Annotated in this window: 19 protein-coding genes; 6 read left to right on the top strand and 13 right to left on the bottom strand. The window is 52.5% G+C overall.

Annotated features, from left to right (window positions below):
* Positions 1 to 29: 29 nt before the first annotated feature.
* The 10 genes from TLL_RS10120 to TLL_RS10075 form a co-directional block, all read right to left on the bottom strand.
* On the bottom strand, positions 30 to 1,271 hold the full coding sequence (locus TLL_RS10120; protein WP_011057832.1) for a zinc ribbon domain-containing protein: 1,242 nt from the start codon (positions 1,269 to 1,271) through the stop codon (positions 30 to 32).
* Entirely contained in the window at positions 1,268 to 2,275 is a 1,008-nt protein-coding gene (gene trpS, locus TLL_RS10115) for a tryptophan--tRNA ligase (RefSeq protein WP_011057831.1), read from the bottom strand. Before trpS ends, TLL_RS10120 begins: the two co-directional genes overlap by 4 nt.
* A gap of 40 nt (positions 2,276 to 2,315) precedes the next feature.
* Positions 2,316 to 4,907, bottom strand: coding sequence for a M1 family metallopeptidase (locus TLL_RS10110; protein WP_011057830.1), 2,592 nt, complete (start codon positions 4,905 to 4,907; stop codon positions 2,316 to 2,318).
* Between the two features lie 43 nt (positions 4,908 to 4,950).
* Positions 4,951 to 5,175 (bottom strand): DUF167 domain-containing protein, encoded by a 225-nt coding sequence (locus TLL_RS10105; protein WP_011057829.1) that lies wholly within the window; start codon positions 5,173 to 5,175, stop codon positions 4,951 to 4,953.
* A gap of 11 nt (positions 5,176 to 5,186) precedes the next feature.
* Positions 5,187 to 5,597: a hemerythrin family protein gene (locus TLL_RS10100; protein ID WP_011057828.1), complete on the bottom strand. Its 411-nt coding sequence runs from the start codon at positions 5,595 to 5,597 to the stop codon at positions 5,187 to 5,189.
* Between the two features lie 13 nt (positions 5,598 to 5,610).
* Positions 5,611 to 6,465 (bottom strand): DUF4388 domain-containing protein, encoded by an 855-nt coding sequence (locus TLL_RS10095; protein ID WP_011057827.1) that lies wholly within the window; start codon positions 6,463 to 6,465, stop codon positions 5,611 to 5,613.
* A gap of 24 nt (positions 6,466 to 6,489) precedes the next feature.
* Positions 6,490 to 7,056: a GTP-binding protein gene (locus tag TLL_RS10090; protein WP_011057826.1), complete on the bottom strand. Its 567-nt coding sequence runs from the start codon at positions 7,054 to 7,056 to the stop codon at positions 6,490 to 6,492.
* 34 nt (positions 7,057 to 7,090) lie between these two features.
* On the bottom strand, positions 7,091 to 7,486 hold the full coding sequence (locus tag TLL_RS10085) for a roadblock/LC7 domain-containing protein (protein WP_011057825.1): 396 nt from the start codon (positions 7,484 to 7,486) through the stop codon (positions 7,091 to 7,093).
* 72 nt (positions 7,487 to 7,558) lie between these two features.
* Entirely contained in the window at positions 7,559 to 8,113 is a 555-nt protein-coding gene (locus TLL_RS10080; RefSeq protein WP_164920963.1) for a protoglobin domain-containing protein, read from the bottom strand.
* A gap of 914 nt (positions 8,114 to 9,027) precedes the next feature.
* A complete protein-coding gene (locus TLL_RS10075) occupies positions 9,028 to 9,459 on the bottom strand; it encodes a cupin domain-containing protein (protein WP_164920962.1) in 432 nt (143 codons plus the stop codon).
* Positions 9,460 to 9,548: 89 nt separating this feature from the next.
* Between TLL_RS10075 and dapB the strand changes: the two genes are divergently transcribed.
* Positions 9,549 to 10,364 (top strand): 4-hydroxy-tetrahydrodipicolinate reductase, encoded by an 816-nt coding sequence (gene dapB / locus TLL_RS10070; RefSeq protein ID WP_164920961.1) that lies wholly within the window; start codon positions 9,549 to 9,551, stop codon positions 10,362 to 10,364.
* Here the strand turns inward: dapB and TLL_RS10065 are convergent, their stop codons facing one another.
* Positions 10,365 to 11,228 (bottom strand): Tab2/Atab2 family RNA-binding protein, encoded by an 864-nt coding sequence (locus tag TLL_RS10065; protein ID WP_011057821.1) that lies wholly within the window; start codon positions 11,226 to 11,228, stop codon positions 10,365 to 10,367.
* 296 nt (positions 11,229 to 11,524) lie between these two features.
* On the opposite strand from TLL_RS10065, the gene TLL_RS10060 reads away from it, so the two are divergent.
* A complete protein-coding gene (locus TLL_RS10060) occupies positions 11,525 to 12,946 on the top strand; it encodes an ammonium transporter (protein WP_407635183.1) in 1,422 nt (473 codons plus the stop codon).
* Positions 12,947 to 13,258: 312 nt separating this feature from the next.
* On the top strand, positions 13,259 to 13,900 hold the full coding sequence (trmB, locus tag TLL_RS10055; protein WP_011057818.1) for a tRNA (guanosine(46)-N7)-methyltransferase TrmB: 642 nt from the start codon (positions 13,259 to 13,261) through the stop codon (positions 13,898 to 13,900).
* Here the strand turns inward: trmB and TLL_RS10050 are convergent.
* Positions 13,897 to 14,601, bottom strand: coding sequence for an esterase/lipase family protein (locus tag TLL_RS10050; protein WP_011057817.1), 705 nt, complete (start codon positions 14,599 to 14,601; stop codon positions 13,897 to 13,899). The two genes, trmB and TLL_RS10050, sit on opposite strands and share 4 nt — an antisense overlap.
* Positions 14,602 to 14,606: 5 nt before the next feature.
* A complete protein-coding gene (locus TLL_RS10045; RefSeq protein ID WP_164920959.1) occupies positions 14,607 to 15,488 on the bottom strand; it encodes an MBL fold metallo-hydrolase in 882 nt (293 codons plus the stop codon).
* Positions 15,489 to 15,778: 290 nt separating this feature from the next.
* On the opposite strand from TLL_RS10045, the gene TLL_RS10040 reads away from it, so the two are divergent.
* The 3 genes from TLL_RS10040 to TLL_RS10030 all read left to right on the top strand — a co-directional run bounded on the left by TLL_RS10040 (position 15,779) and on the right by TLL_RS10030 (position 20,833).
* Complete coding sequence (locus tag TLL_RS10040; protein WP_011057815.1) at positions 15,779 to 16,909, top strand: sigma-70 family RNA polymerase sigma factor; 1,131 nt, start codon at positions 15,779 to 15,781, stop codon at positions 16,907 to 16,909.
* A 90-nt stretch (positions 16,910 to 16,999) separates the two neighbouring features.
* A complete protein-coding gene (locus TLL_RS10035; protein WP_011057814.1) occupies positions 17,000 to 18,382 on the top strand; it encodes a DUF1822 family protein in 1,383 nt (460 codons plus the stop codon).
* 30 nt (positions 18,383 to 18,412) lie between these two features.
* Positions 18,413 to 20,833: a CHAT domain-containing protein gene (locus TLL_RS10030; RefSeq protein WP_011057813.1), complete on the top strand. Its 2,421-nt coding sequence runs from the start codon at positions 18,413 to 18,415 to the stop codon at positions 20,831 to 20,833.
* Positions 20,834 to 21,004 lie beyond the last annotated feature (171 nt).

Below are 21,004 nucleotides of genomic sequence, written 5' to 3'. Positions count from 1 at the left end.
GCCGACTGGCTCCACCGTTGCAGGGACGACTAACTCTTGGGGGGTATCAAGGCACCACAGTGGCGGCAATAGGGCAAGTGGCGGTAGGTGGGCTGCCCACAACTGGGACAGGGCATCCACTGCAAATAACCACAGTGGGGACAGTGTTGATCCAAATCCCGCAATCGTTTGCCACAGCGCACACAGCGTTGTTTTTGAATGCGCCCTGCCGCCTGTCGCTGCGGGTTCAGGAAAAGGACTTGGGCAACTTTAATCATACCCAACCCAATCGCCGGCACCAGGAGGATATAGACATATCTCACCAAAAAGAGCAGGCCACCAAAGAGGGCAACAATCCCATTGGCCAGCCATGTAAAGAGGGTGCCGATTTGCAACCACTCCAGAATCTTCAGCACCAAGGGAATCAACAGGATCACCAGGAGGTGCCAGCTCATGAGGGCAAGGAGGTCATAGTGGTGGCGATCGCCAAAGCGATACAGCCAGAGGGCAATGCCCATCAGTGGCAATAAAAAGAGAACCTGGAGGAGCAATTGCCGGCTGGGGTACCAAAATTGAGAGCGCCGATACTCGCCCTCAAGCTGGGCAAATTGGGTGGTGTCCTCTAAAAAGTTCAGGAACGCTTGGCTACTGGGTTCCTGGAGAATCGCCTGTTCAAGGGCAGCAATCTCATTTTTGAGAGCGGCAATCTGGCGATTGTTGGCTTCAAGAGTGGCTTTGGCCTTGGCAGCTTCTACGAAGTTGATCGATTGCTCCGGGGGTTGTCCCGCAAGCTGCTCCAATAGCGTTGAGCCATACTCTTGGCGAATGCGGGCATTGGTGGCCTCGAGGGCTTGGATTTGCGCCTGTTTTTCCTGTTGTTGCCTGAGTCGGGCCTGATTTGGGGGACGGTTGACAGCGTCCTGATATTTTGCGTAGGTCAAGCAAATGGATGAGAGGGGCCCCAGTTTTCCTTTGGTGCTCTCTTCTAGCTGCTCTAGGTAGCCCTGGGGCGATGGCTCTAAGGTAATCTGCTGCTTGAGAAAACGAATCGCGCGATCGCTCCCTCTATCCTGACGATAGCTTTGCCAAGGCTCATAGCAGGGCTGAGCTGCAGTGGGACTTAAGGGCCAATTCCCAATTTCGCTGAGACCGCTAAAGACATTAATGAGGATAAAAATATCCACCAATATAATGACAGTGAGACTGACCCAGTTGAGGGGCTCGCCATTGACAAGGCGCGATCGCCGCCAAAATACCCCCCAAGTCTGTCTGAGCTTGTGGCCTATGCTCATGGGAGTGTAAACCCAAAGGCAAGTTTCACCCGCTCTAACGTGGCATTTGCCACAGTCGCTGCCTGCTCTTGGCCTTTTTTGAGCAAATCCTTCAGGTAGCTTGGATCTGCCATAATCTCGTTGTAGCGCTGCTGAATGGGTTCAAGGGTAGCAATCACCGCATCCGTGAGCAGGGGCTTAAACTGTCCCCAGCCCATATCGGCACACTCTGCCGCCACTGCCTCCTTAGTTTTTCCCGTGAGCACTTGATAGAGGCTCAGCAGGTTATTGGCTTCGGGGCGATCGGGATCGTCAAATGCCAAGCCACGAATCGGATCTGTTTTGCAGCGCTTGATCTTTTTGCGAATCTCATCAGGGGAGTCCAAAAGGTTAATCCGACTCAACTCCGATGGATCGGACTTCGACATTTTTTTTGTGCCGTCGGTGAGACTCATCACCCGTGCCCCTGCCTTAGGAATCAAGGGTTCCGGCAGCTTCAAAATTGGCGGCTGATTGCGGGCAAAGAGGTAATTCACACGGGCAGCAATATCGCGGGTCAGCTCCAAGTGCTGTTTTTGATCTTCGCCCACGGGCACGAGATCGGCATCATAGAGCAAAATATCTGCTGCCATGAGCACAGGATAGTCCAGCAGTCCTGCTGCCACATTTTCCCCTTGCTTGACGGCTTTTTCCTTGAATTGGATCATGTCCTCCAGCCAGTTGAGGGGGGTAATGCAGTTGAGTAACCAGGTGAGTTCGGCATGGGCGCTGACGTGGGATTGCACAAAAATAGTGGCGTGGGCAGGATCAATACCACAGGCCAAATACAGAGCAGCCACTGTGTAGGTATTGGCAGCGAGTTCCGCTGGATCGTGGGGTACCGTAATCGCGTGTAAATCCACCACGCAGAAGTAGTTTTCATACTCTGCTTGACCGGCCACCCAGTTGCGAATGGCGCCGAGGTAATTGCCTAAATGCAGGCTACCTGTGGGCTGTACTCCCGAAAGCACCCGTTTTTTGGTCACCCAAACCTCCTTTAGTTGCTGCTCTATCTATGCTACAGCCCTAACTGGGGGCTGATTCCTGATTGGTCGCCTGAGTGCGTGCCGCCAATTCTTCAAGGCGGCTTTTCAGGGTTTGGTTTTCCTTTTGCAACTCGCTGAGGGTGGTCTCTAGAGTCTTGAGACGGTCATCACTGCCAATGGCTTTTTGCACTTTGGCAATGCTTTCATCCACGAATCGCTTGATGCGGCCATCGGTGGTGCGATCGCCCACCTGTTGCAGGAGGCCCAAAACCCGTGGATGGTCAATTTGACTCAGGGCTTGGACAACGGCCATCTGGGTAAAGAAAAAGGTCTCGTGGCTCAGTTGCTCTAGCCGTTCCAGAATTTGCGACAGTTGGGGATGGTGGCGATCGCCAATGGTGCCAAGGGTACGAATGGCTGCCAAACGCAGGGGTTGCGGGACATCCATCGCAGTATAGTCGAGAACCAAATTCACCGCCTCTGGCAGATCCTTGAGTTGGCCCACGCCGGCGATCGCCCCACAGCGCACCACCTCATTCCAACCCTGCCGCGTTTCCAAGGCTTTGCGCAGCCGTTTTAGCACTTTTTCGGGCTTGGGTTTCGGTTGTGGTTTGGCAGCGGCAATGACACCAATTCCCTTCAGGGCAGCTGCTTCAACGCTATAACTGGGGTCGCCATGCTTGGCAATGGGCTTGAGGAGTTCGTAGGCTTTCGCGGACTTAAACCCGGCAATGGCCTCCACTGCTGCTGCGCGCACATGGGGATGGTGATCCGCAAGCGCCAGTTTCAGGGCATCTAAACTTTGATCCAGTTGAATTGTGCCTAGGACTTTGGCAATTTCGCGCCGTACCCCCCAGAAGGGTTCGCCTTTGAATGCCTCTGCCAGGGTTTGAACCACCTCTAGGTTGCCTTTCTTGCCAAGGGCAATGGCGGCTTGAATGCGTCCAAGTACGTCGGGATCGTACTGAAGCTGCGCCTTGAGCTCCGGCAGCGGGTACTCTAGGGTAACGGTTTTGAGCGTATGGTTGCCGGCATCAAAACTCACAAACCTGGGTTGCTTTGGCAGCGGTAGATAGAAGGTGTGCTCTGGTTCATGAATGCGCAGCGGCATGATCTTCACTGAAACCTGGCCCTGTTCATCTACGGTACCGATACCAATGGGAATCCGCAGGTCAAAAAGATTGCGCTCTAGGGGGGTAACGCCTTCGGTTACCTGCTGTTGCTTGACGGTAATCACAGCTAATTGCTCGGTAGCCTCCCAGCGATAGCTGACATGGAAGTCGGGATGCCCGCCGCGAAACACGTATTGGTCAAAGAGGGGAAGCAAGTTGCGTCCGGTGGCACTTTCAATGGCCCGCAGGAGATCCACCGTTTCAACGGTTTGATGGGCGTAGGTCTGGACAAAGGTTTGAATGGCTTTCCAGAAGAGTTCTTCGCCGAGTTCTTGGCGGATCATGTGATAGACACAGGCGCCTTTTTCGTAGAGGTGGCGATCGTAGAGTTCAATGGCGTCGCGATAGACGTGGGTGACAATCGGGCGGCGGTAGCGATCGCTATCCTCACTGAGGTAGCTGCGCAACTCCCCAAGACGGTAGTAGGCGGCAAAATCAGCGCCATATTCCTCTTCAAACCACAACACCTCGGCATAGGAGGCCATGCCCTCCTTAATCCAGGCATGGGACCAGTGCTTGATCACCACCAGATCCCCAAACCACTGGTGTGCCAGCTCATGGGCCACAAGACTTTCACTGCGAAAATCTTCCGTCGCCGCCCGCTCATCCAAAAGACAGCGATCGGTGAGCAGCGTTGTCGAGGTGTTTTCCATGCCACCAAAAATAAAATCGGCCACACACACCTGGGCATATTTTGGGTAGGGGTAGGGATAGCCATAGATGCGGCTAAAAAAGTCAATCATCTTTGGCGTTTTGCCCAAGGTGCGTAGGGCATCGGCCGCCCGATCTTTAGCAACGTAGTAGGTGACGGGCTTGCCCTGCCACTGATCATCAAAAACGGCAAAATCCCCCACAGCCAAGGTCATCAGGTAGGTGGGGTGAACTTGGGGCTGGTGCCAGTGAAAGACTTGCCACTCTCCCTCGCTATAACAGGCACGCAATTCACCATTGGAAATGGCCTGGAGGGGCTGGCGCACTCGGGCTCTGATCTCTGACGTCGCCAGTTGACCGGGATAGTCAAAACAGGGAAACCAATAGCGGGAGTCCTCATCTTCTCCTTGGGTCCAGGCTTGGGGTGGGTGGGTGGAGACAAAGTATAACCCTCGCTGAGGCTTGTCAAGGCGATAGTCAATGGCAATCAGCAGCACCTGCTCTGGGCTAATCCCTAGGCTCTCATCGAGGGAAATCTCAAGGAATTCGCCGTCGTAGTGGAAGGGTTGCGCTTGGTGCTGCACGGTCACGCCCTTGATCTGTTGCCCGACCGCATTGAGACGCAAGTGTCGCAGTTGGGAGTGCAGCGGGCGCAGGTGAATATGGCACTGTCCCCAGCAGGTTTGAGCCTCTAAATCCAGCGTCAAATCCAGAAAAATGTGTTCCACCTGTCCGGGGCGATCGGGACTGTAATGGGGGCGGGCACCCCTGAGAACAAAGGATTTTGCAGGAGTGACATCAGACGGCATAAAACAACCATTGGATCACAGGTTGTTATTAGTCTAGATGGCCTTAATCCAGCAGTTCAATCACCTTATGGCGACTCGTGTGACCCTTAACCAACTGAATACGCGACTTGGGTACCCCAAAATACGCTGCCAAGAGAGCAATAAGTTCCTGATTGGCTTGACCATCACTGGCAGGGGCACGGACTGTAACCAGAAGTTGACCTGCAGGGGTGATAGAGACAGAAGCCTGCCGTGCATTGGGTTTGACAATGACGTGCTTTTTACCCATTGATTCTTGGACTAGCGGTGGGCACAAATGTGCTGGCCAATCTCCTTATCGATTTTCATGATGTGGTTGACCAACCAATCCGCTAATTTACCATGGATCATCACGGCAACCGACTCATCCGCTTGACTGTGGCGATACTGCTGCTGAAGCTCCTCAAAAAGCTGGATGAATTGTTGATGGGCACGATGGTTGACCTCTGCGAGAGGACACCGATATTTGTTGGCACAGCTTTCCTCGTTCTCAAAGTGCCACTCAGCGTAGTATTTCATAAACACAATGAGCTGTTTAATACGAGAAGCACCCCGCCCCTGTTCAATGGCATCGGCAAGATCATTAATTGCGGTCACTAGCTCCTTGTGCTGAATGTCAACCATCGGCACGCCAGTACTCAGGCGATCCGTCCATTCAAAGCGCTGTAGCATTCCCTTTGCCTCCCTAGGAAGCGTTCGCTTGGGTTTTCGTTTTTAGGAATGTAAAGAGTCCCTCCAAAAAGGAGGTGCTGATTTCTGCTGTTTCAATGGGTTCAGGCTCAGTAGCACTAGCAGAAGGGACACTAATGCCCGCAATCTCCTCGGCAATGCCCACCACCATCAAGCGGAAGCAGATTTTCTGGATCTCCAGAATTGGCAAGCTCAAAGCATCGCTAATTTCCTGAAGTGTCATTGTGCCATTGGCGTACTCCCACACTTGCCACTCATGGCGATTTAGACGGTAGGGGGGCTGACCCTCAATTGTGCTGGCGATCGCTGAACTGGGCAAGGGCAGCTTGTCCATCAAGGCTGTCCAATCCCGCAGGAGTCGTAGACCCGCTAAGGAAATGTCCATCGGTGAGGCACTGAGTCCCGTCATTTCGTGAAAGGGCAGCGGATGGTTGGCATCAAACTTGAACCAGCCCTCATTGAGACTAAAGAGGTGAGGAATTGGTGTCAGGACCTGCTGCTTAAACAATAATTGAAGCTGTTCGGGGTCAAGGGCACCCTGTGTTTTTAGGCAGAGGCCAAGGGAACCCGTGAGGGAGCAAAAGGGCAGGAGGCGTTGGATCGTGGTGGGGCGGAGCCATCCCCGCTGCTCAATCAGCCGTTGCAGTCCTTGATGATCTAAGCTTGTTGTTGCTGCCACAATCTGACCTAAGCGAAAGAAAATATAGTACTCCTGCGCCAGGGGGATGAGTGGCATCATCCCTGCCATTTCCACTGGCTTAATCGAGAGGCAGCCTGTTTTTTGCCCTTGCTCCAGAAAACGGAAAATTTCCCCCAAGGAAAATTCCGATAGATAACCTGTAATTTTCATACATTCCCCCTAATGAGTGATTTTCTAAGTGGTAAGTGCCCTGTGGTTTGATTGCGAGGACTGGGCACTGGCATAGGCTTGAATGAGTGCCATCATGGCAGCAGCAACGGAAGACCGATCCAAGGCGTTGACCGGCAGCATCGGTGGGCGACCGTGGGGACTTAGGTAGCCAAGGGCGATCGCGATCTCTTCAGCAGGCCAAGCATTCGGGTTATCCGCATGGCTCAGACCCACTAGCATGGGAATCTTTGTGCGATGGCGCATAAAGGCCAAAATCCGCCGTGCTGCTCGAAAATCTTGAGGGCGGTGAGAACTCACCAGCAGGATGAAAGCATGGGCTTTGCGAATGAGAATATCCCACATAAAGTCAAAGCGTTCTTGGCCGGGGGTGCCATACAGATGCAGGGCAACATTGGGGCCAAACTGAAGCCGCCCAAAATCCATCGCCACCGTTGTCCTTTCTTTGAAAGCAGCAGTTTCATCCGTTGCCTTGCGGTCCGTATCCACTGGTTCAATTTCGCTAATGGTGCGGATGAAGGTAGATTTCCCTGCTCCCACTGGTCCTGTGATGACAATACGCATAATTTCCATGGGTGAGCACCTGAGTTTAGGGAATCTTTAGGGGTTAAACATTTAGGGGCTGACTCACACCGGTGAGTTGGCTTTGCAGGTCGGCCAACACATTTTTAATTTCAAGGTTGATAATTCCTAACTTGGCAGAGGCATCCGCTAGCACCAGAAAGACTGCATCTTCAGTACAACTAGTGAGAATGCCATAGCCATTGCTTCCCTCAACCAAAATTCGTTCCACTTGGCCACGACTCAGTTCTCGGCCAATCCGCTCCCCTAAGGACAGCATTGCGGCTGACATTGCAGCCACCCGTTCATCGTCCATTCCCCCCGGCAGAGTTGCGGCCAGCGTCAGACCATCAGGAGATACAAGGGCTGCCCCTTGGACATTACTGGCATTGGCAACAAAGTGTTGCAGTGTGGCTTCCAGTTTTGCAGCGTTAATCGGCATGGTTGAATCCTCTTTAAATTCTTTAAATACTCGTGCAGACTTTTGAACACTTAGCTCCCCTTGATGGGAGACCTACATAGCAGCAGCACCCGTGGCAATCAGACGCTGAAACAGTGCCTGTGTCCAACCGGTTTCTTTGAGGACTGCTTGGGAAGAAACTTCAAAGTAGGCCTGCTCAATAAAGGCAAGATCAATCATGCAAATTTTGCCAAGGGCGTCACTGAGGGCTTCGGATTTGTTGGCTTCCCTTAATTTTTGGCGTACGGCATTCACGACAACTGCCATTGCAGGCACGACGTGCTGCGGGCCAATTCCAATGCGCACATGGACAAGACCAATTTTCCAGCGTCGCTCAGCATAGGCTTTGCCCCAACTATCCATTCCTGTGAACATTTCATAAAACCAGTCGACAAAGGTTTGATGCAGACGATGGATTCGCCCCTCCGTGGCATTGAGGATAGCGTTCATTTCTTCATCACGGCCTAGATAGTCATAAAAAGTATCCGCCATTTGCGGAGCAATTTCTTTCCCCCAAGGGGCGGCTTCAGCTAACAGCGATTTGTCTTCATCGGTCAACTGGACTCGTCGTACCATTGTTGCCATAAAATTGATTGGCTCAATTGTCATCTTCTTTACCTCGAAAGACTGAATGACCACTGAATGAATTGAGTGAGTAGATCAGGTGAATTGACTGATCATTTGATTTATTGATGAGAATTCAGTCAGGCGCTTGCTCCTACAAGCTAACAAAAAAAATCCCCAAAAAGCTCAGAATTTCAGAAATGATTAAAGATTCCCCCCTGAAAAATACAAGTGCTGCTGACCTAGGGCTCTGCCTTAGATACTTAAAATACTTTTCCCCACGCCACACTCCTGAAATCCTGGCTCACGTATACCCTATTTCGCATTACTTCAATACGGGAGTCAAAGCTGTTAATGAAGCCAGGAAGTGTGAAACTGGCTCACTGATAACCCTCTAGGGTAGAAACGGGCTGTTCATACAGACTATCCCCCTGAATCTCCAATCAAAAATATAGATTTCTCTTTAGTTCTTTGACTGTATCCCTGGACACACTAAACACAATAAAATGATTGGATATGTTTCTTAATTATTACTTCGATTTTTAGTTTATTTTTGTGTAGAAATGAAAGCAACTTTTACAAAATCTCTCCATTCCCTTGACCCCATTCTACGAAATATGACCTCCTTGGATTGTCATTCATCTGGCAATTCTTGGGCAATGATAGGTATTTATCTTGAAAACGGCAGGATAGTTGTATGTTCGATCGCTTGACCAACTCAAGGCAAGGACAGATTAAGCTGGTGAAGATATCAAGGCAGATATTGAAGCCAAAATTCAAGCCCTGAAGGCCAGAGGCGATGACGTCACTCAACCATTGGCTGCCCTCAAAGCAACGGTAGATGATGCCTGGGAGTCCATCAAAGCAGGGTTTCAGAGCGCGCGGGGGGAGTTGAGCAAAGCCTTTGAGGAAGCAGCCAGTAAGTTTAGGAAGGAATAAGCACTCGTGAGTACCACGACCTAAGTACTTTTTTCGTTCCAGCCCTCAATGGTTACATCGACACGATCGCTCTCGTGGGACAGTGGTGCAATGTTTAGGTAATACAAGGGCTGATCAGGGGATAAATTCCGCAGCCAATGCAGACATTGGGCATCCACATGGACATAGGAGCCAGTTTCTACGGGAGTGCGTCTTAGCGCTGTTGCAGCCACCGAGTTAGCAGGCGGCGTCATGGGGCAGGTAATGAGCTCACCCACACCCGAGACAATCAGGAAAATATCATCGCCCCGATGGTGATAGTGGGGATAATTGGCTTGTCCTGGTTCGATACGGTAGAGGCTAGAGGCCAGTTCAGGGTTATGGTGATCCAAGGGACAAACGGCATAGCCAGGCCGCTTGGGTGTCCAAGTTTGACAGCGCTCAACCAACTCAGGAAAAGAAAAAACTAACATTGGCTTTTCAGGACAAATCTTCACCTCTGGGTTATTGTATCGCTAAGCGATCGCGCTATCCTAGCCTGTGGTCTGTGTCGGAGTTGTGCATGAGTACACCTATCTCAGTGATTGTTGTTGGTGCCCTCGGTAAGATGGGGCGTGAAGTCGTTAAGGCTGTACACCAGGCACCCGACACAGCGCTTTATGCCGCCGTTGATCGCAAGCAGGTGGGAGAAGATATTGGCGAAGCTTTGGGGCTAGGGACATTAGAAATTCCCATTAGTGGCAGCTTGCAAGAGGTGTGTGTGGCGGCTGCCCAAGAAAAACAACCCGTGGTCATGGTGGACTTCACCCATCCCCAAGCAGTGTATGAGAATGTGCGCATGGCGATCGCCTACGGGGTGTATCCGGTGGTGGGCACAACCGGTCTGAGTCCTGAACAAATTGAGGAACTGGCCGAGTTTGCCGATAAAGCCGATATGGGAGCTGTGATTGCTCCCAACTTTTCCATTGGCATGGTGCTGCTTCAGGAGGCGGCCATCCGCGCCAGCCAATACTTTGACCATGTCGAGATCATTGAACTCCACCACAATCAAAAAGCCGATGCCCCCAGTGGTACTGCCCTGCAAACCGCACAGCGTTTAGCTGAATTGGGCAAAACCTTTAACCCGCCCCAAGTGCAGGAATCGGAACATCTTAGGGGGGCGCGGGGCGCCTTTGCTGCGGCTGAGATTCGCATCCACAGTGTTCGCCTGCCGGGATTAATTGCCCATCAGGAGGTGATTTTTGGGGCACCGGGGCAAATTTATACCCTACGCCATGACACGAGCGATCGCCAGTGCTATATGCCGGGGGTACTGCTTGCCATTCGCAAGGTCAGGCAACTCAAACGTTTGATCTATGGCCTCGAGAAGCTCCTCTAGTCAAAGTTCAGGGGTTTGCTGCAGCAACCAAAAGCCCTGCAGGGTCTCCTGTGTCGGTTGTTCCTTCACTGCGATAAAGTGCAGCCCTTGGCTTTGGGTGCAGGCGTCCTTAAAGGCCGCCAGTTCCTTCTGAATCTGAGGATTGCGGCCTCTAATGAGAATCCAGCGATCGCTGGCCCCCGTTTCCAAAATCAGCAAGGGCTGCGGTGTCTCCTCAAAACTGAGAGAGGCGGGCTCTAGCCCCGATAGCCAACCCGCCAAGGGCAGTGCCCGCTGCGAATAGATAATTAACCCCGGCAGAAGCGTATCGTCGTTGAGGGTCAAAAAGGGCAGTGGTGGTACCTCACCAAAGGGCAGTTCCCATTCAGCAGCGGTTTTAATTTCCCCAAGAGGGAGACCACTCAATTGCCAGCGATCGCCCTGCAGAGCCGGTGGTAAAGGCTGAGGTGCAGGGGGAGGTAACTGCGGTGGCGTTGCCAGATCGGCTTGGTAGTTGGGTAGGGTTGGATAGAAGTTTGTGGCACGATCGCGCAGCCAATCATAGAGGGCAAACGTGCGCCGACTCGGCACCATCACTAATCCTGCGGCTTCTCCCCCCCGCGTAATAATGCTGCTCATGGCTCGGCGAAAAAAACGCACTCGCTGGGGTTGAACCCCCTCTGCCAGGCCCAGTTGCTGTCGCCATTGATCCATGGCTTCCTCAAGCGCCGCCGCTAACCAGCGGGCATTGGCTTCAGCGCCTGCACAGGTTTTGCTGAACTGAAATTGTTGCTGGCGATCGCAAACCAGCAGCTCCCAGATTTTCTTGTTGTTTTCATCCACAAGGGGACGGGAATAAAAATCCAACTCCCAGATCGTATCCATTCACACCTATCAGGAACGTTAGCTGCAAACTTCGTGGGATTTGCCTTTCCTAAGGATAGGCGGTTTTGGTCATCAAGGTAAATGTATAACGTGATACAGATTTTCCAATCTGAGAACTGGTGCAATCAAAAACTAACCGTGGGTCAATGCTTCCCTTAGCTCAAGCCCAACAGCAGCCAGATGACGTTCTGGCGCAATGGTGCCCCAACTGCGATTTCTCCTCCGCTGAACTCATGCGCAACTCTAGTCCATAACCGTTATAACCGTTGAGAATGAAAGCGATGTCCAAGTTAAAACTGAAACGTGCTAGACGGCAAAAGCGCCCGTTACTCAACCTCGACTGGCAGCCCAATTTCCGTTGGCGATCGCCTGCTCTTGTCGCCTGCATTCCCCTAGCTTTAATCATTGTGGCTGTTTGGGGAGTGGCTGCTCAGGCCCAGGATAAACCCCTCACCCCTGAAGATGTTCAAGGCGTGCTCAATACGATTTGGGTATTGGTGGCAGCAATTCTCGTGATTTTCATGAATGCCGGCTTTGGCATGTTGGAAACTGGCTTCTGCCGCCAGAAAAATGCTGTCAACATTCTTGCTAAAAACTTAATTGTTTTTGCCTTGGCCACCCTTGCCTACTGGGCGATCGGGTACTCCTTCATGTTTGGTACTGAGGGTAATGCTTTTATCGGCTGGGGGGGCTTTTTCCTCAGTAGTGAAGACCCTGCAACCTACGGCCTTAATCCCTTTCCGAAGGGTTTACCCATCTCTGTCGCATTTCTGTTCCAAGCTGCCTTTGCAGGAACGGCAGCCACCATTGTTTCTGGGGCAGTGGCCGAGCGGATCAAGTTTGTTGACTTTTTGATTTTCAGCCTGCTGCTCACTGGTATCTCTTACCCGATTACGGGTCACTGGGTTTGGGGGGGTGGTCTCCTCAGCAGCATTGGTTTCCTTGGTGAAAATGTTGCCTTTAAGGATTTTGCTGGTTCAACGGTGGTGCACGCAGTGGGCGGTTGGTCAGCTCTGATGGGAGCTGCTTTCCTGGGGCCACGGATAGGTAAGTATGCTGCTGACGGTACTCCCCAAGCCTTGCCCGGTCATAACATGGGCTTTGCCATGCTGGGCTGTTTGATCCTGTGGATCGGCTGGTTTGGTTTTAACCCTGGTTCTCAACTGGCCGCGGATGAAGCTGTACCCTACATCGCAGTGACAACAAACCTGGCAGCAGCAGCGGGTGGTGTTGCGGCAACAATTACCGCTTGGCTAGCCATTGGTAAACCTGACCTCTCCATGATTATCAACGGTATTCTGGCGGGCCTGGTGTCCATTACAGCAGGCTGTGCAGGTGTGTCCTACTGGAGTGCCGTGATTATTGGTACCATTGGCGGCGTGATTGTCGTCTATTCAGTTCTCTTCTTTGACCGCATCAAAATTGATGACCCTGTCGGTGCCACCTCTGTCCACTTAGTCTGTGGCACTTGGGGTACCTTAGCCGTTGGCTTGTTTGACAAAGAGTTAGGCTTGTTCAGCGGCTACGGGGTGACTCAATTGATTGCCCAGATCATCGGTATCTTGACCATCGGTGGCTTTACTGTACTGCTCACAAGTATCTTTTGGCTGGCCTTAAAACAAACCCTTGGCATTCGTGTTTCCGAAGAAGAGGAAATCAAGGGCTTGGACATCGGCGAGCATGGCATGGAAGCCTACAGCGGTTTCTTGAAGGAGTAACTCGCCCGCCAATAAGTTTGGGGTCGTACCCCGCCGCTGGACGATCCCATTGCCCTAGGTGGTTTTTACTGTCCTCAGTGTTTGAGGGCAGTTTTTTTTAATCTCCGGTTTTGACCATCAACAGAGTGGCGCGCAATCGACTGGCAGGGGATCCCTGCGGGTGCTGCCAGAAGACCGCCGTCACAATTGATTTCTGCGCCAGTGATCTCACTGGACTCATGAGCAGCAAGCATGAAAGCCACCCCAGTGACCAGGGGTGTCGGTGGCTTGAGATAAGCTACCCTATAGCAGCAGTACATTAGGGAGTTTTGGATGAGCGATCGCGCCATGGTCGTACGGGTGCGACAACACGTTAACCCTCTCAGTCAAAAATTCCAGCAAGACATTCCTGTTCCCGATTGGTCAAGGATTTACGAGCAACCCTCGCAGCCTTTACATCTGGATATTGGCTGTGCAAGGGGGACATTCTTGCTAGAAATGGCAGCACTTTACCCAGAGCAAAATTTTCTGGGTCTGGAAATTCGCTACCCGTTAGTTGTTGCGGCCAATGAGCGGCGCGATCGCCAGCAACTGCGGAACCTCCACTATCTTTGGGGCAATGCCAATGTCCACTTGAGCAAAATTCTCGGTGGCCTCCCCCTGCACACCGTCACGATCCAGTTTCCAGATCCGTGGTTCAAGCGCCGTCACCATAAACGCCGCGTTGTCACCCCTGAACTGGTGGCCACTCTTGCTGAACTCCTGCCCGCTGGTGGACGTGTTGTCCTTCAGTCAGATGTTTTTGAAGTGGCTGAATCAATGGTGCAACAGTTTCGTGCCCATGGCGCCTTCCGCTCCACCTGTACAGATTGGTTACCCCAGAGTCCTTGGCCCGTCGCGACGGAACGGGAAAAATGTGTCCTCAATAAAGGATTGGCCGTTTACCGCTGGCAATTTGAGCGGTGTGCTGTCTAACTGGCCTTGAGATACTGCTGCCAATGAGCAACAATCTCTGGGGAGCCGTACCAAGGGGCATCGGGGCGATCGCGCAAGCGGCTGCGAGGCGCATGGAGTACATCTTCATAGACCAGATTCTCTGCCCCTTCGAGGTGGGCTGCTGCCACTGGTGTCACCCCATCCCCCCAACAGGCACCCTCGCCACAGGTGAGTTTATAGCTTTGATACGTAAACCAATTGGCAAACGAGCCCCGTGATGTGCCATAGATGGCTTTGCCCGCAAGACACACATAGCGAATTTGGCCGTAATAGGCACCAGGGTACGTCGTGTTAACAAAGTCCAGATTGCGGCGCGTCCAACGCTCCTGACTCCGATGGGGAGTACCCAACGTAATTAGCGTCTGCACCCATTGGTGCCCCGCCCAAACTTGGCCATCATAGGGTTGATCCCCTAGGTAAATGCGGCTAATCCAGCCCCCCGCTGAATGACCAATGAGATGCACGGCAGAGGCCCCTGTTTCATTGAGAACACTCTGAATGGTGGTATCCAGAGCCTCGAGAATTGGCGCCACCGATCGCCCTCCCAATGTGGGAAACCACGAGCGTACCCTGAGGGGGACCACCTCCACCACAAACCCCAACTGCCGCAGATAATCCCGCAATGGGTAGTAGTCAGGGGCAGCCGCTAAATATCCCGGTAAAACAACGACAGGCAACACAGGCGCTAACTTGCTTGAGGCGTTGCCGGGAAGTGTATCACATTTGGATAGACGGAAATAATCAGTCCCTCGCGAGCGAGCAGCGTCTGGGGAAATTGTGCCCGTGCCAACTCGCCAATGCGATCTAAACAGTCATCATCATGGCTGGGATCGTGGTGAAACAAAATCAGTTGCTTGACCTGGGCTGCTTGGGCAAGCTTAACCGCCTCCTGCCATGTGGAATGTCCCCACCCCACCTTGCTCTGCTGCGGATGATAGTATTCTTCATCGGTATAGGTGGCATCGTAAATCATCACATCAGCGTGATCCGCCAAAGCAAACGCCCCCGGATGTAACCGATCCGGCAAATGCTCCGTGTCTGTAATATAGGCCACATGAATGCCCTGCCAACTGACGCGGTAGCCCACCCCCCCGCCCGGATGATTCAGAGCCTCATTACTCACCACCACCCCATCGCCTAGGTGCACTCGCTCGCCCACCTCCAAGTCATAAAAACGTAAATCTCCCCCCATAATCTGCAACGGAACGGGAAAGTTGGGGTGCAGCATTTGATCATTCAGTCGTCGTTCAATGCCCTGACCATTTTTCCCCGGCACTGCGTAGATATGGAACTGATTTCCCGGTACAAAGGCGGGTTGAAAGAAGGGAAACCCCTGAATATGGTCCCAGTGGGTATGGGTAAAGAATAAGTGTGCCGTCACCGGCTGTTGACCCATTAAGTGCTCCCCAAGAACCCGCAAACCTGTACCGCCATCAAGGATGATCCGTTGACCATTGGCTTGAATTTCCACGCAGGGAGTGTTACCGCCATAGCGAACCGTGTGGGAACCAGGACAGGGAATACTGCCGCGCACGCCCCAAAACCGAATGGTAAGTGGGTTAAACATGGGCCTATTGCAAATCTTGTTGATCGTAGTGTGCCACAGAAAACACGCTTGACTTGTGATATGGATCATCCTCCTGCTGTGACCCTAGGAGTTGATAGAGGAGGGCCTAGGTGCCCCCAAGCTTGGCAAAAAATCTTTTCTAAAATCTCCCGAGTGCATATTTGCAAAAACATCACTGGATAAATGAATGGAGGATTGTGTCGGGAGGATGAATGAACATGCCCAGTGAATAAAGCAGGCGGTCACGTTTCTCCGTACAGTTGCGCTTTGATATTGAGTGGGAGCCATTGATGACACGCCAACGCTGCGATAAATTGATTGCTTTGCTCCAATTTGACGATTCCGATCGCCCCCGCTGGTCTTGCGATCGCCAACTACAGGGCTACTTCACAGCAGCGGGCTACAATCTCGAGGAGCCCGATTGGACGGCTAACCTCCTCCTCCAACAATTACAGAGTCAGCCGAACCATCCTGATGCCGACTACTGGCGACGGGGTCTGTTTTGCTATCTCCAAGAAACGAATTGGTTTGTAGCCATAGCCCTGCGGGAGAAAGTTCGGGGCCATCAGGTTACTGACTGCTTTCAGCAGGCCTGCTGTCTGAGTAATGATCCCCTCAGACTATTGCAGGGCTTTGATCCCCAGCGAGGTACGCGGCTGTCCACCTATGCCTATCGCCGCATCTATGACCAGGTGTATGCTGCGCTGGTGGGGGTCCGGCAATCTGATTGGGGCTTACTCAGAGACACCGGTCGCCGTCGTCTTTCCTCCGCCTTAAAGAATCAAGGATACAGCGAAGACAAAATCGTTCACATCCAACAGCTGGTTCATCTCTGGCAAGAGTTGGCAGATCAACCCACTGCTCCCGATCAGGCACTTCTGGAGCAGGTGGTTAAAATCTATCATCAATGTCGTCCTGATCTCCCCTGTGTGACTTCTAGGGAAGTTGGCACCCTGCTGCGTACAGCGATCTCCGCCTTGCGAGCCCATGGCCAACCACAGGTGGTCAATACCGCTGAGGAAAGGTTTTGGGACATCCTAGAAGGAAGGGAAAATATGCCTTGGGAAGCCATCCTGAAGCAGGAAGAACAGGAAACCCTCAAACGGGTATTTGAAATTTTGAAAAATGCGGTTGAGACGCTGGATGACGCAAGTCGTCAGGTGTTTTGTCTATACTATTGCGAGCAACTCAGCCAACAACAAATTGCCCAGGATTTGGGCTTTGAAAAACAATATAAAGTGTCTCGCGCACTGGAGCGGATTCGTAGTCATTTGGCGAAAGCGGTACTCGCAGCCCTTGACCAACCCACGCATCCTCAACGCCTCCGGGAGCTCACGCTGGCTATTAATCTGTGGTTAAACGAGGGCTATCAAGTGTTAGCAGCAGGTTGTCAGCGGTGTAGTCCGGTGGCTAGGGCATAACACGGTCGTTATGGGGGAGCCTCTTGACGGTTTTGCAAAGGGTATGAACTTTTGGGAGTTGTTGGACTTAGGTAAGGTAGGTAAGGAATTATGACATCGCTATCCTTTTCGTTTCTCACTGCCATAGATGCGCCACCGATGGCGCACACTGAACACGTTCACATTGATTTAGCAGATGGGGGCGATCGCCAGTGGATTGCGCAGATCACAGCGGCAGCTCGCCCCTATCGTCGCAGCAGCGTTCAAATCAATGCCATGGCCTATACAGCCGTGCGCCACTGGTTTGCCGAGATGGGCATGGGGGCAGAGCCCTTCCTGCCAATAGTCGAACTACCGATCTTTTGGGAATTTGTGAACGGCACGCTGCTGCAAACAGCGATCGGCAAGGTGTTGATTGTGCCTGATACGGCTATAGAGCTTGACGAATGCCGCATTCCTCAGGAATGGTTGCACATTGCCCCTTGGAAACCTAATTACATCTTGGGGGTGCAAGTCTTTACCGAAACGGCCCAGATCAGGCTCTGGGGCTATGCACCGAGTAGCAGTGTGAATCCTGCCGCCCTTGATGCCGTGAGCCGTACCTATAGCCTCGATCGCGAGGACATGATTGAAGATGTGCCCCTCCTTACCGCCTTGCTGGAATGCCCTCCCATTCCTGTGCCATCCTCTGCTGCAACTGCCATTCCCACAGCCACGCTTCAGAAAATTGCTAGTGGCGAGATTCTCTTGCCCCGTTTGGTATTGCCCCTAGAAGAATGGCTGCAAATCATTGGCCAACCCTGCCATCGCCTTGATCTCTTTTTGGCTTGTCATCCGCAGCGGCTGAGTCTATGGCTTTACGCCAAAACCAAGGGGATTGGCAACCTGTTGGGTCAAGGGTGGCAAGACCTACAGGAGCGACTTGAAGAGGTCCCCCTGATCAATCCCTATCTCAGTTGGCAACTGGGCTGGACATCCCCAGCGTGGGCACTGCGCTCCAATGACACCCTAGAAGCCATGCAAGCTCAAGCTCAATTACGCCAAGCCTTGGAAACCGAAGATTGTTGCCAAGCGCTTGCCCTGCTCAAAAATCTGATTGCCACCACTGCCGATGAAGGATTGCGCTGGATGGCAGCGGAATATCTCCACGCTAAAGATGCCACTGCCCCAGAAGCAGGGGTCTGGAAAACTCGTACCGTGGACTTGGGTCTGGCCCTGGGGGGACAGTCCTTGGCCTTGGTGATGGCTGTACTGCCACGAGATGCGATGTCTGCCAATATTCTGGTGCGTGTCACCGCCCTCAAGGTGGGTGAAACGTTGCCCCCAGACTTAGTTTTGATGATTACTGAGGCCAATGGCAATACCTTTGCCCAAGTCACCAGTCGGCAGCAGGATCAAGCGGTGCAGTACAAGTTTTGGGGACAAATGGGTGAAACTTTTGGCATTACACTCGCCTATCGGGATGCTAAGATCACGGAAACTTTTGTTGTCTAGCTGCATTGGCTCTGTTGAGCTGCCGCTGTCATGAAACACGTCTGCCTCGAAATCTCCGGGGGCTGCCTTGAGCACCATTCCCTCAGGGGGCGCCTACTGCTGGGGACAGAGAGCCAACTCGATGCCTATGGGGTGTACCCTGTGGAGTTTCCAGCAATGCCTCAGCTTCCTCGCCAGTATGAGCAGTGGCGCTCTGCCTATCACAGCTATGCGAAGCATACTCGTCTGGGGGCTAGCGGTAACCAAATTACGAACATTGGTACTCAGCAACCCAATCTCCTGAAAGAAGTGCGGCACACCTACGAAAACCTAGTGATCAGCCTCGGCACATGGTTGAATAGGACGCGCATCAATTTTCTCAGCGAGGCACAGCTCAATGAGCAGTCTGCATTTTCCAGGGAGCAGGCTTCATTTTTTGGCCTAGGCAACTTCATTTTGCCACCACCGATAAGCGAGATTCACCGCATTTCGGTGCAGACAGACTTTGTCCAACTGTGGCGCTATCCATGGCACGACTGGACACCGATTCGCCAACACAGCAATCTGGATGTGGTGTTTTCACCAATGGTGTATCAATCCCTGAAGTCTCCAGCGGCACAGCATGAGCGGGTGCGGATTCTGGCGATTTTCGGGGCCAGTGGCAACCTCGATCTGGAGGGGGATCTTGAGGCCCTCAGGGCGTTACCCGATGGCGAACTCCACTGTTTGCGATCGCCCCAATTAAGTGAACTGTATTCCCTGTGGTCTCAGCCTTGGGATATTCTCTTTTTTGCCGGCCACAGTCAGGGGAAGGGCATTACGATCAACAATGAAGAGCCACCATTAGAAATTTACAGGCTTTATGAGACCCTTAAAACCGCAGTCAAACAGGGGCTGCAACTGGCGATCTTTAATTCCTGCGACAGTATTCCCCTAGGACAGTTTTTAATTCAGTTGGGTTTGCCCCACGCGATCGTGATGCGGGAAGCGGTTCCCAATATTGCCGCTGAGTTGTTTTTGAAGTACTTTTTACAGAACTTTCAGGGCGGTGCAGATCTCTATGCTGCTGTGGCGCAAGCGCGATCGCAATTGCGCGAACTGAGTCGTTGTGATGATCACTTGCCAGGCACGTCAGCGCTGCCCTTAATTTGCCGCCATCCCCAAGCCCGCTGCCTACACTGGCACCATCTGCGGCGATCTGACACTAGTCCTGCGACGGTCTCTGTGGGCGATCGCCCCTCGTCAAGAGTTTCTGAATTTCCCAACTTCCTCTACTGGTGTCGCTGGCAACTGAAACTGGCACAACTGAGACCCCAAGTGCTACAAGACGATCCCGGTCGCTGGGTAACAGCTCTGCCCAAGGGGATCAATCACCCCATGTCCCAGCAAAACTACCCCCACGCCCTTGCCAATATTAGCCATTGGGCCTGTGGTTTACAACAAACTATCGGCGGCTTTCCTCAGCAAGCGGAGCTGGCCTTTTTCTTTCCTGCCCTGCGGGCGGAGGCTCGCCAAGTTTTGCCCCGGGTTTCTAGTCGAGAGCTACTGCCTTACCTTGAATCCCTAGTTGTTGAGCAGCGGGGGCTCCCCCGCAGCCGTGCCGCTTTTTTGATTGCTCAGCAATATCCCAGTGTTAGCCACCTCAGTAGAGCATTTCAAATTTTAGAGGAAGTCTTACGGCAGACAACCAACCCCCAAGTGCGCGAAGCGCTATTAGCGGAGTGTCAGCAATGTCTTAGGGAGCTGGATGCCAACCTTGTGGGCAGCGTTTGCAACAGCACTACTGGGGAGTACCTACACCAGTTTTTACAGCGGCTGCTCCATTATCCCCAACAGTCTAACCACCTAAAACTGGCGATCGCTGCTGTTCTCATCACTGCCAAAGGTCACTGGGCCGTTGAAGGTAGCAAGGTTGCCCTAGAGATTTTTCACGACTCTTCATACCTTGAGGATGTCATCCTTGCCAGCCGCTGTTTACACCAAGCAGGGGTGGGTCAGGGGGAGGTTGTTGATCGGCTACAGCGGTATTTGGGCTTAGCCACGGTGCAGTCCCACCAGATTGCCCTTGCCGGCGCCCTTGGCATTGTCAGTCCCAATCATCCCCAAGCCGTTCATACCCTTGAGTTAATCATTGAGCAGCAGGCCTACGATCTGGAAACATTGATGGCGGCCGTGCGTGCCCTTCACCGAATTGCCCCTGAGCATCCCCTTGTATTCACGACCCTGCGATCGCTGGTGCTCAAAGCACAGGAAACCCAAGATATTCTCGGCTTCTACTATGGCCTAACAGCTCTCGATGAATTGCAGCAGCCCCTAACCCCCTACATCTCAACCACAGTCATCCCGTGGGTTTGCCAAAAAATTGCTGTCCTCAAGGCCCAAGAGGAACCTTACTTGATGGCTCCCTATACCGTGCTGTGGTACGGTAGCCGCCATATTCCTTACCAAGAATTTGCAAATCTTTGGCAATAGTTAACGGCCCCTAGAGCGGTGAGTTTTGGGGCTTTCTCAGCATCAACAGTCCTCATCAAGAAAAAAGGGGTCGTCGCAATGACTGACCCCGCCTGCCGATTCCTCAGAGAGGAGAACACTAAGACTTAGCCTAAGTCAAATGAGAAAAAATGTCAACAAGCTCGAAGAAAA

It is taken from the genome of Thermosynechococcus vestitus BP-1 (assembly GCF_000011345.1).
GTDB lineage: Bacteria > Cyanobacteriota > Cyanobacteriia > Thermosynechococcales > Thermosynechococcaceae > Thermosynechococcus > Thermosynechococcus vestitus.
Note: the sequence above shows the minus strand (reverse complement) of the source record. Positions and strands in the feature narration are given on the sequence as shown.

Excerpts from the sequence above, each read along its gene's own strand:
- TLL_RS10120 (WP_011057832.1), bottom strand. The coding sequence starts at position 1,271 with ATGAGCATAGGCCACAAGCTCAGACAGACTTGGGGGGTATTTTGGCGG.
- TLL_RS10110 (WP_011057830.1), bottom strand. The coding sequence starts at position 4,907 with ATGCCGTCTGATGTCACTCCTGCAAAATCCTTTGTTCTCAGGGGTGCC.
- TLL_RS10105 (WP_011057829.1), bottom strand. The coding sequence starts at position 5,175 with ATGGGTAAAAAGCACGTCATTGTCAAACCCAATGCACGGCAGGCTTCT.
- TLL_RS10100 (WP_011057828.1), bottom strand. The coding sequence starts at position 5,597 with ATGCTACAGCGCTTTGAATGGACGGATCGCCTGAGTACTGGCGTGCCG.
- TLL_RS10095 (WP_011057827.1), bottom strand. The coding sequence starts at position 6,465 with ATGAAAATTACAGGTTATCTATCGGAATTTTCCTTGGGGGAAATTTTC.
- TLL_RS10090 (WP_011057826.1), bottom strand. The coding sequence starts at position 7,056 with ATGGAAATTATGCGTATTGTCATCACAGGACCAGTGGGAGCAGGGAAA.
- TLL_RS10085 (WP_011057825.1), bottom strand. The coding sequence starts at position 7,486 with ATGCCGATTAACGCTGCAAAACTGGAAGCCACACTGCAACACTTTGTT.
- TLL_RS10080 (WP_164920963.1), bottom strand. The coding sequence starts at position 8,113 with ATGACAATTGAGCCAATCAATTTTATGGCAACAATGGTACGACGAGTC.
- TLL_RS10075 (WP_164920962.1), bottom strand. The coding sequence starts at position 9,459 with ATGTTAGTTTTTTCTTTTCCTGAGTTGGTTGAGCGCTGTCAAACTTGG.
- dapB (WP_164920961.1), top strand. The coding sequence starts at position 9,549 with ATGAGTACACCTATCTCAGTGATTGTTGTTGGTGCCCTCGGTAAGATG.
- TLL_RS10065 (WP_011057821.1), bottom strand. The coding sequence starts at position 11,228 with ATGGATACGATCTGGGAGTTGGATTTTTATTCCCGTCCCCTTGTGGAT.
- trmB (WP_011057818.1), top strand. The coding sequence starts at position 13,259 with ATGAGCGATCGCGCCATGGTCGTACGGGTGCGACAACACGTTAACCCT.
- TLL_RS10045 (WP_164920959.1), bottom strand. The coding sequence starts at position 15,488 with ATGTTTAACCCACTTACCATTCGGTTTTGGGGCGTGCGCGGCAGTATT.
- TLL_RS10040 (WP_011057815.1), top strand. The coding sequence starts at position 15,779 with ATGACACGCCAACGCTGCGATAAATTGATTGCTTTGCTCCAATTTGAC.
- TLL_RS10035 (WP_011057814.1), top strand. The coding sequence starts at position 17,000 with ATGACATCGCTATCCTTTTCGTTTCTCACTGCCATAGATGCGCCACCG.
- TLL_RS10030 (WP_011057813.1), top strand. The coding sequence starts at position 18,413 with ATGAAACACGTCTGCCTCGAAATCTCCGGGGGCTGCCTTGAGCACCAT.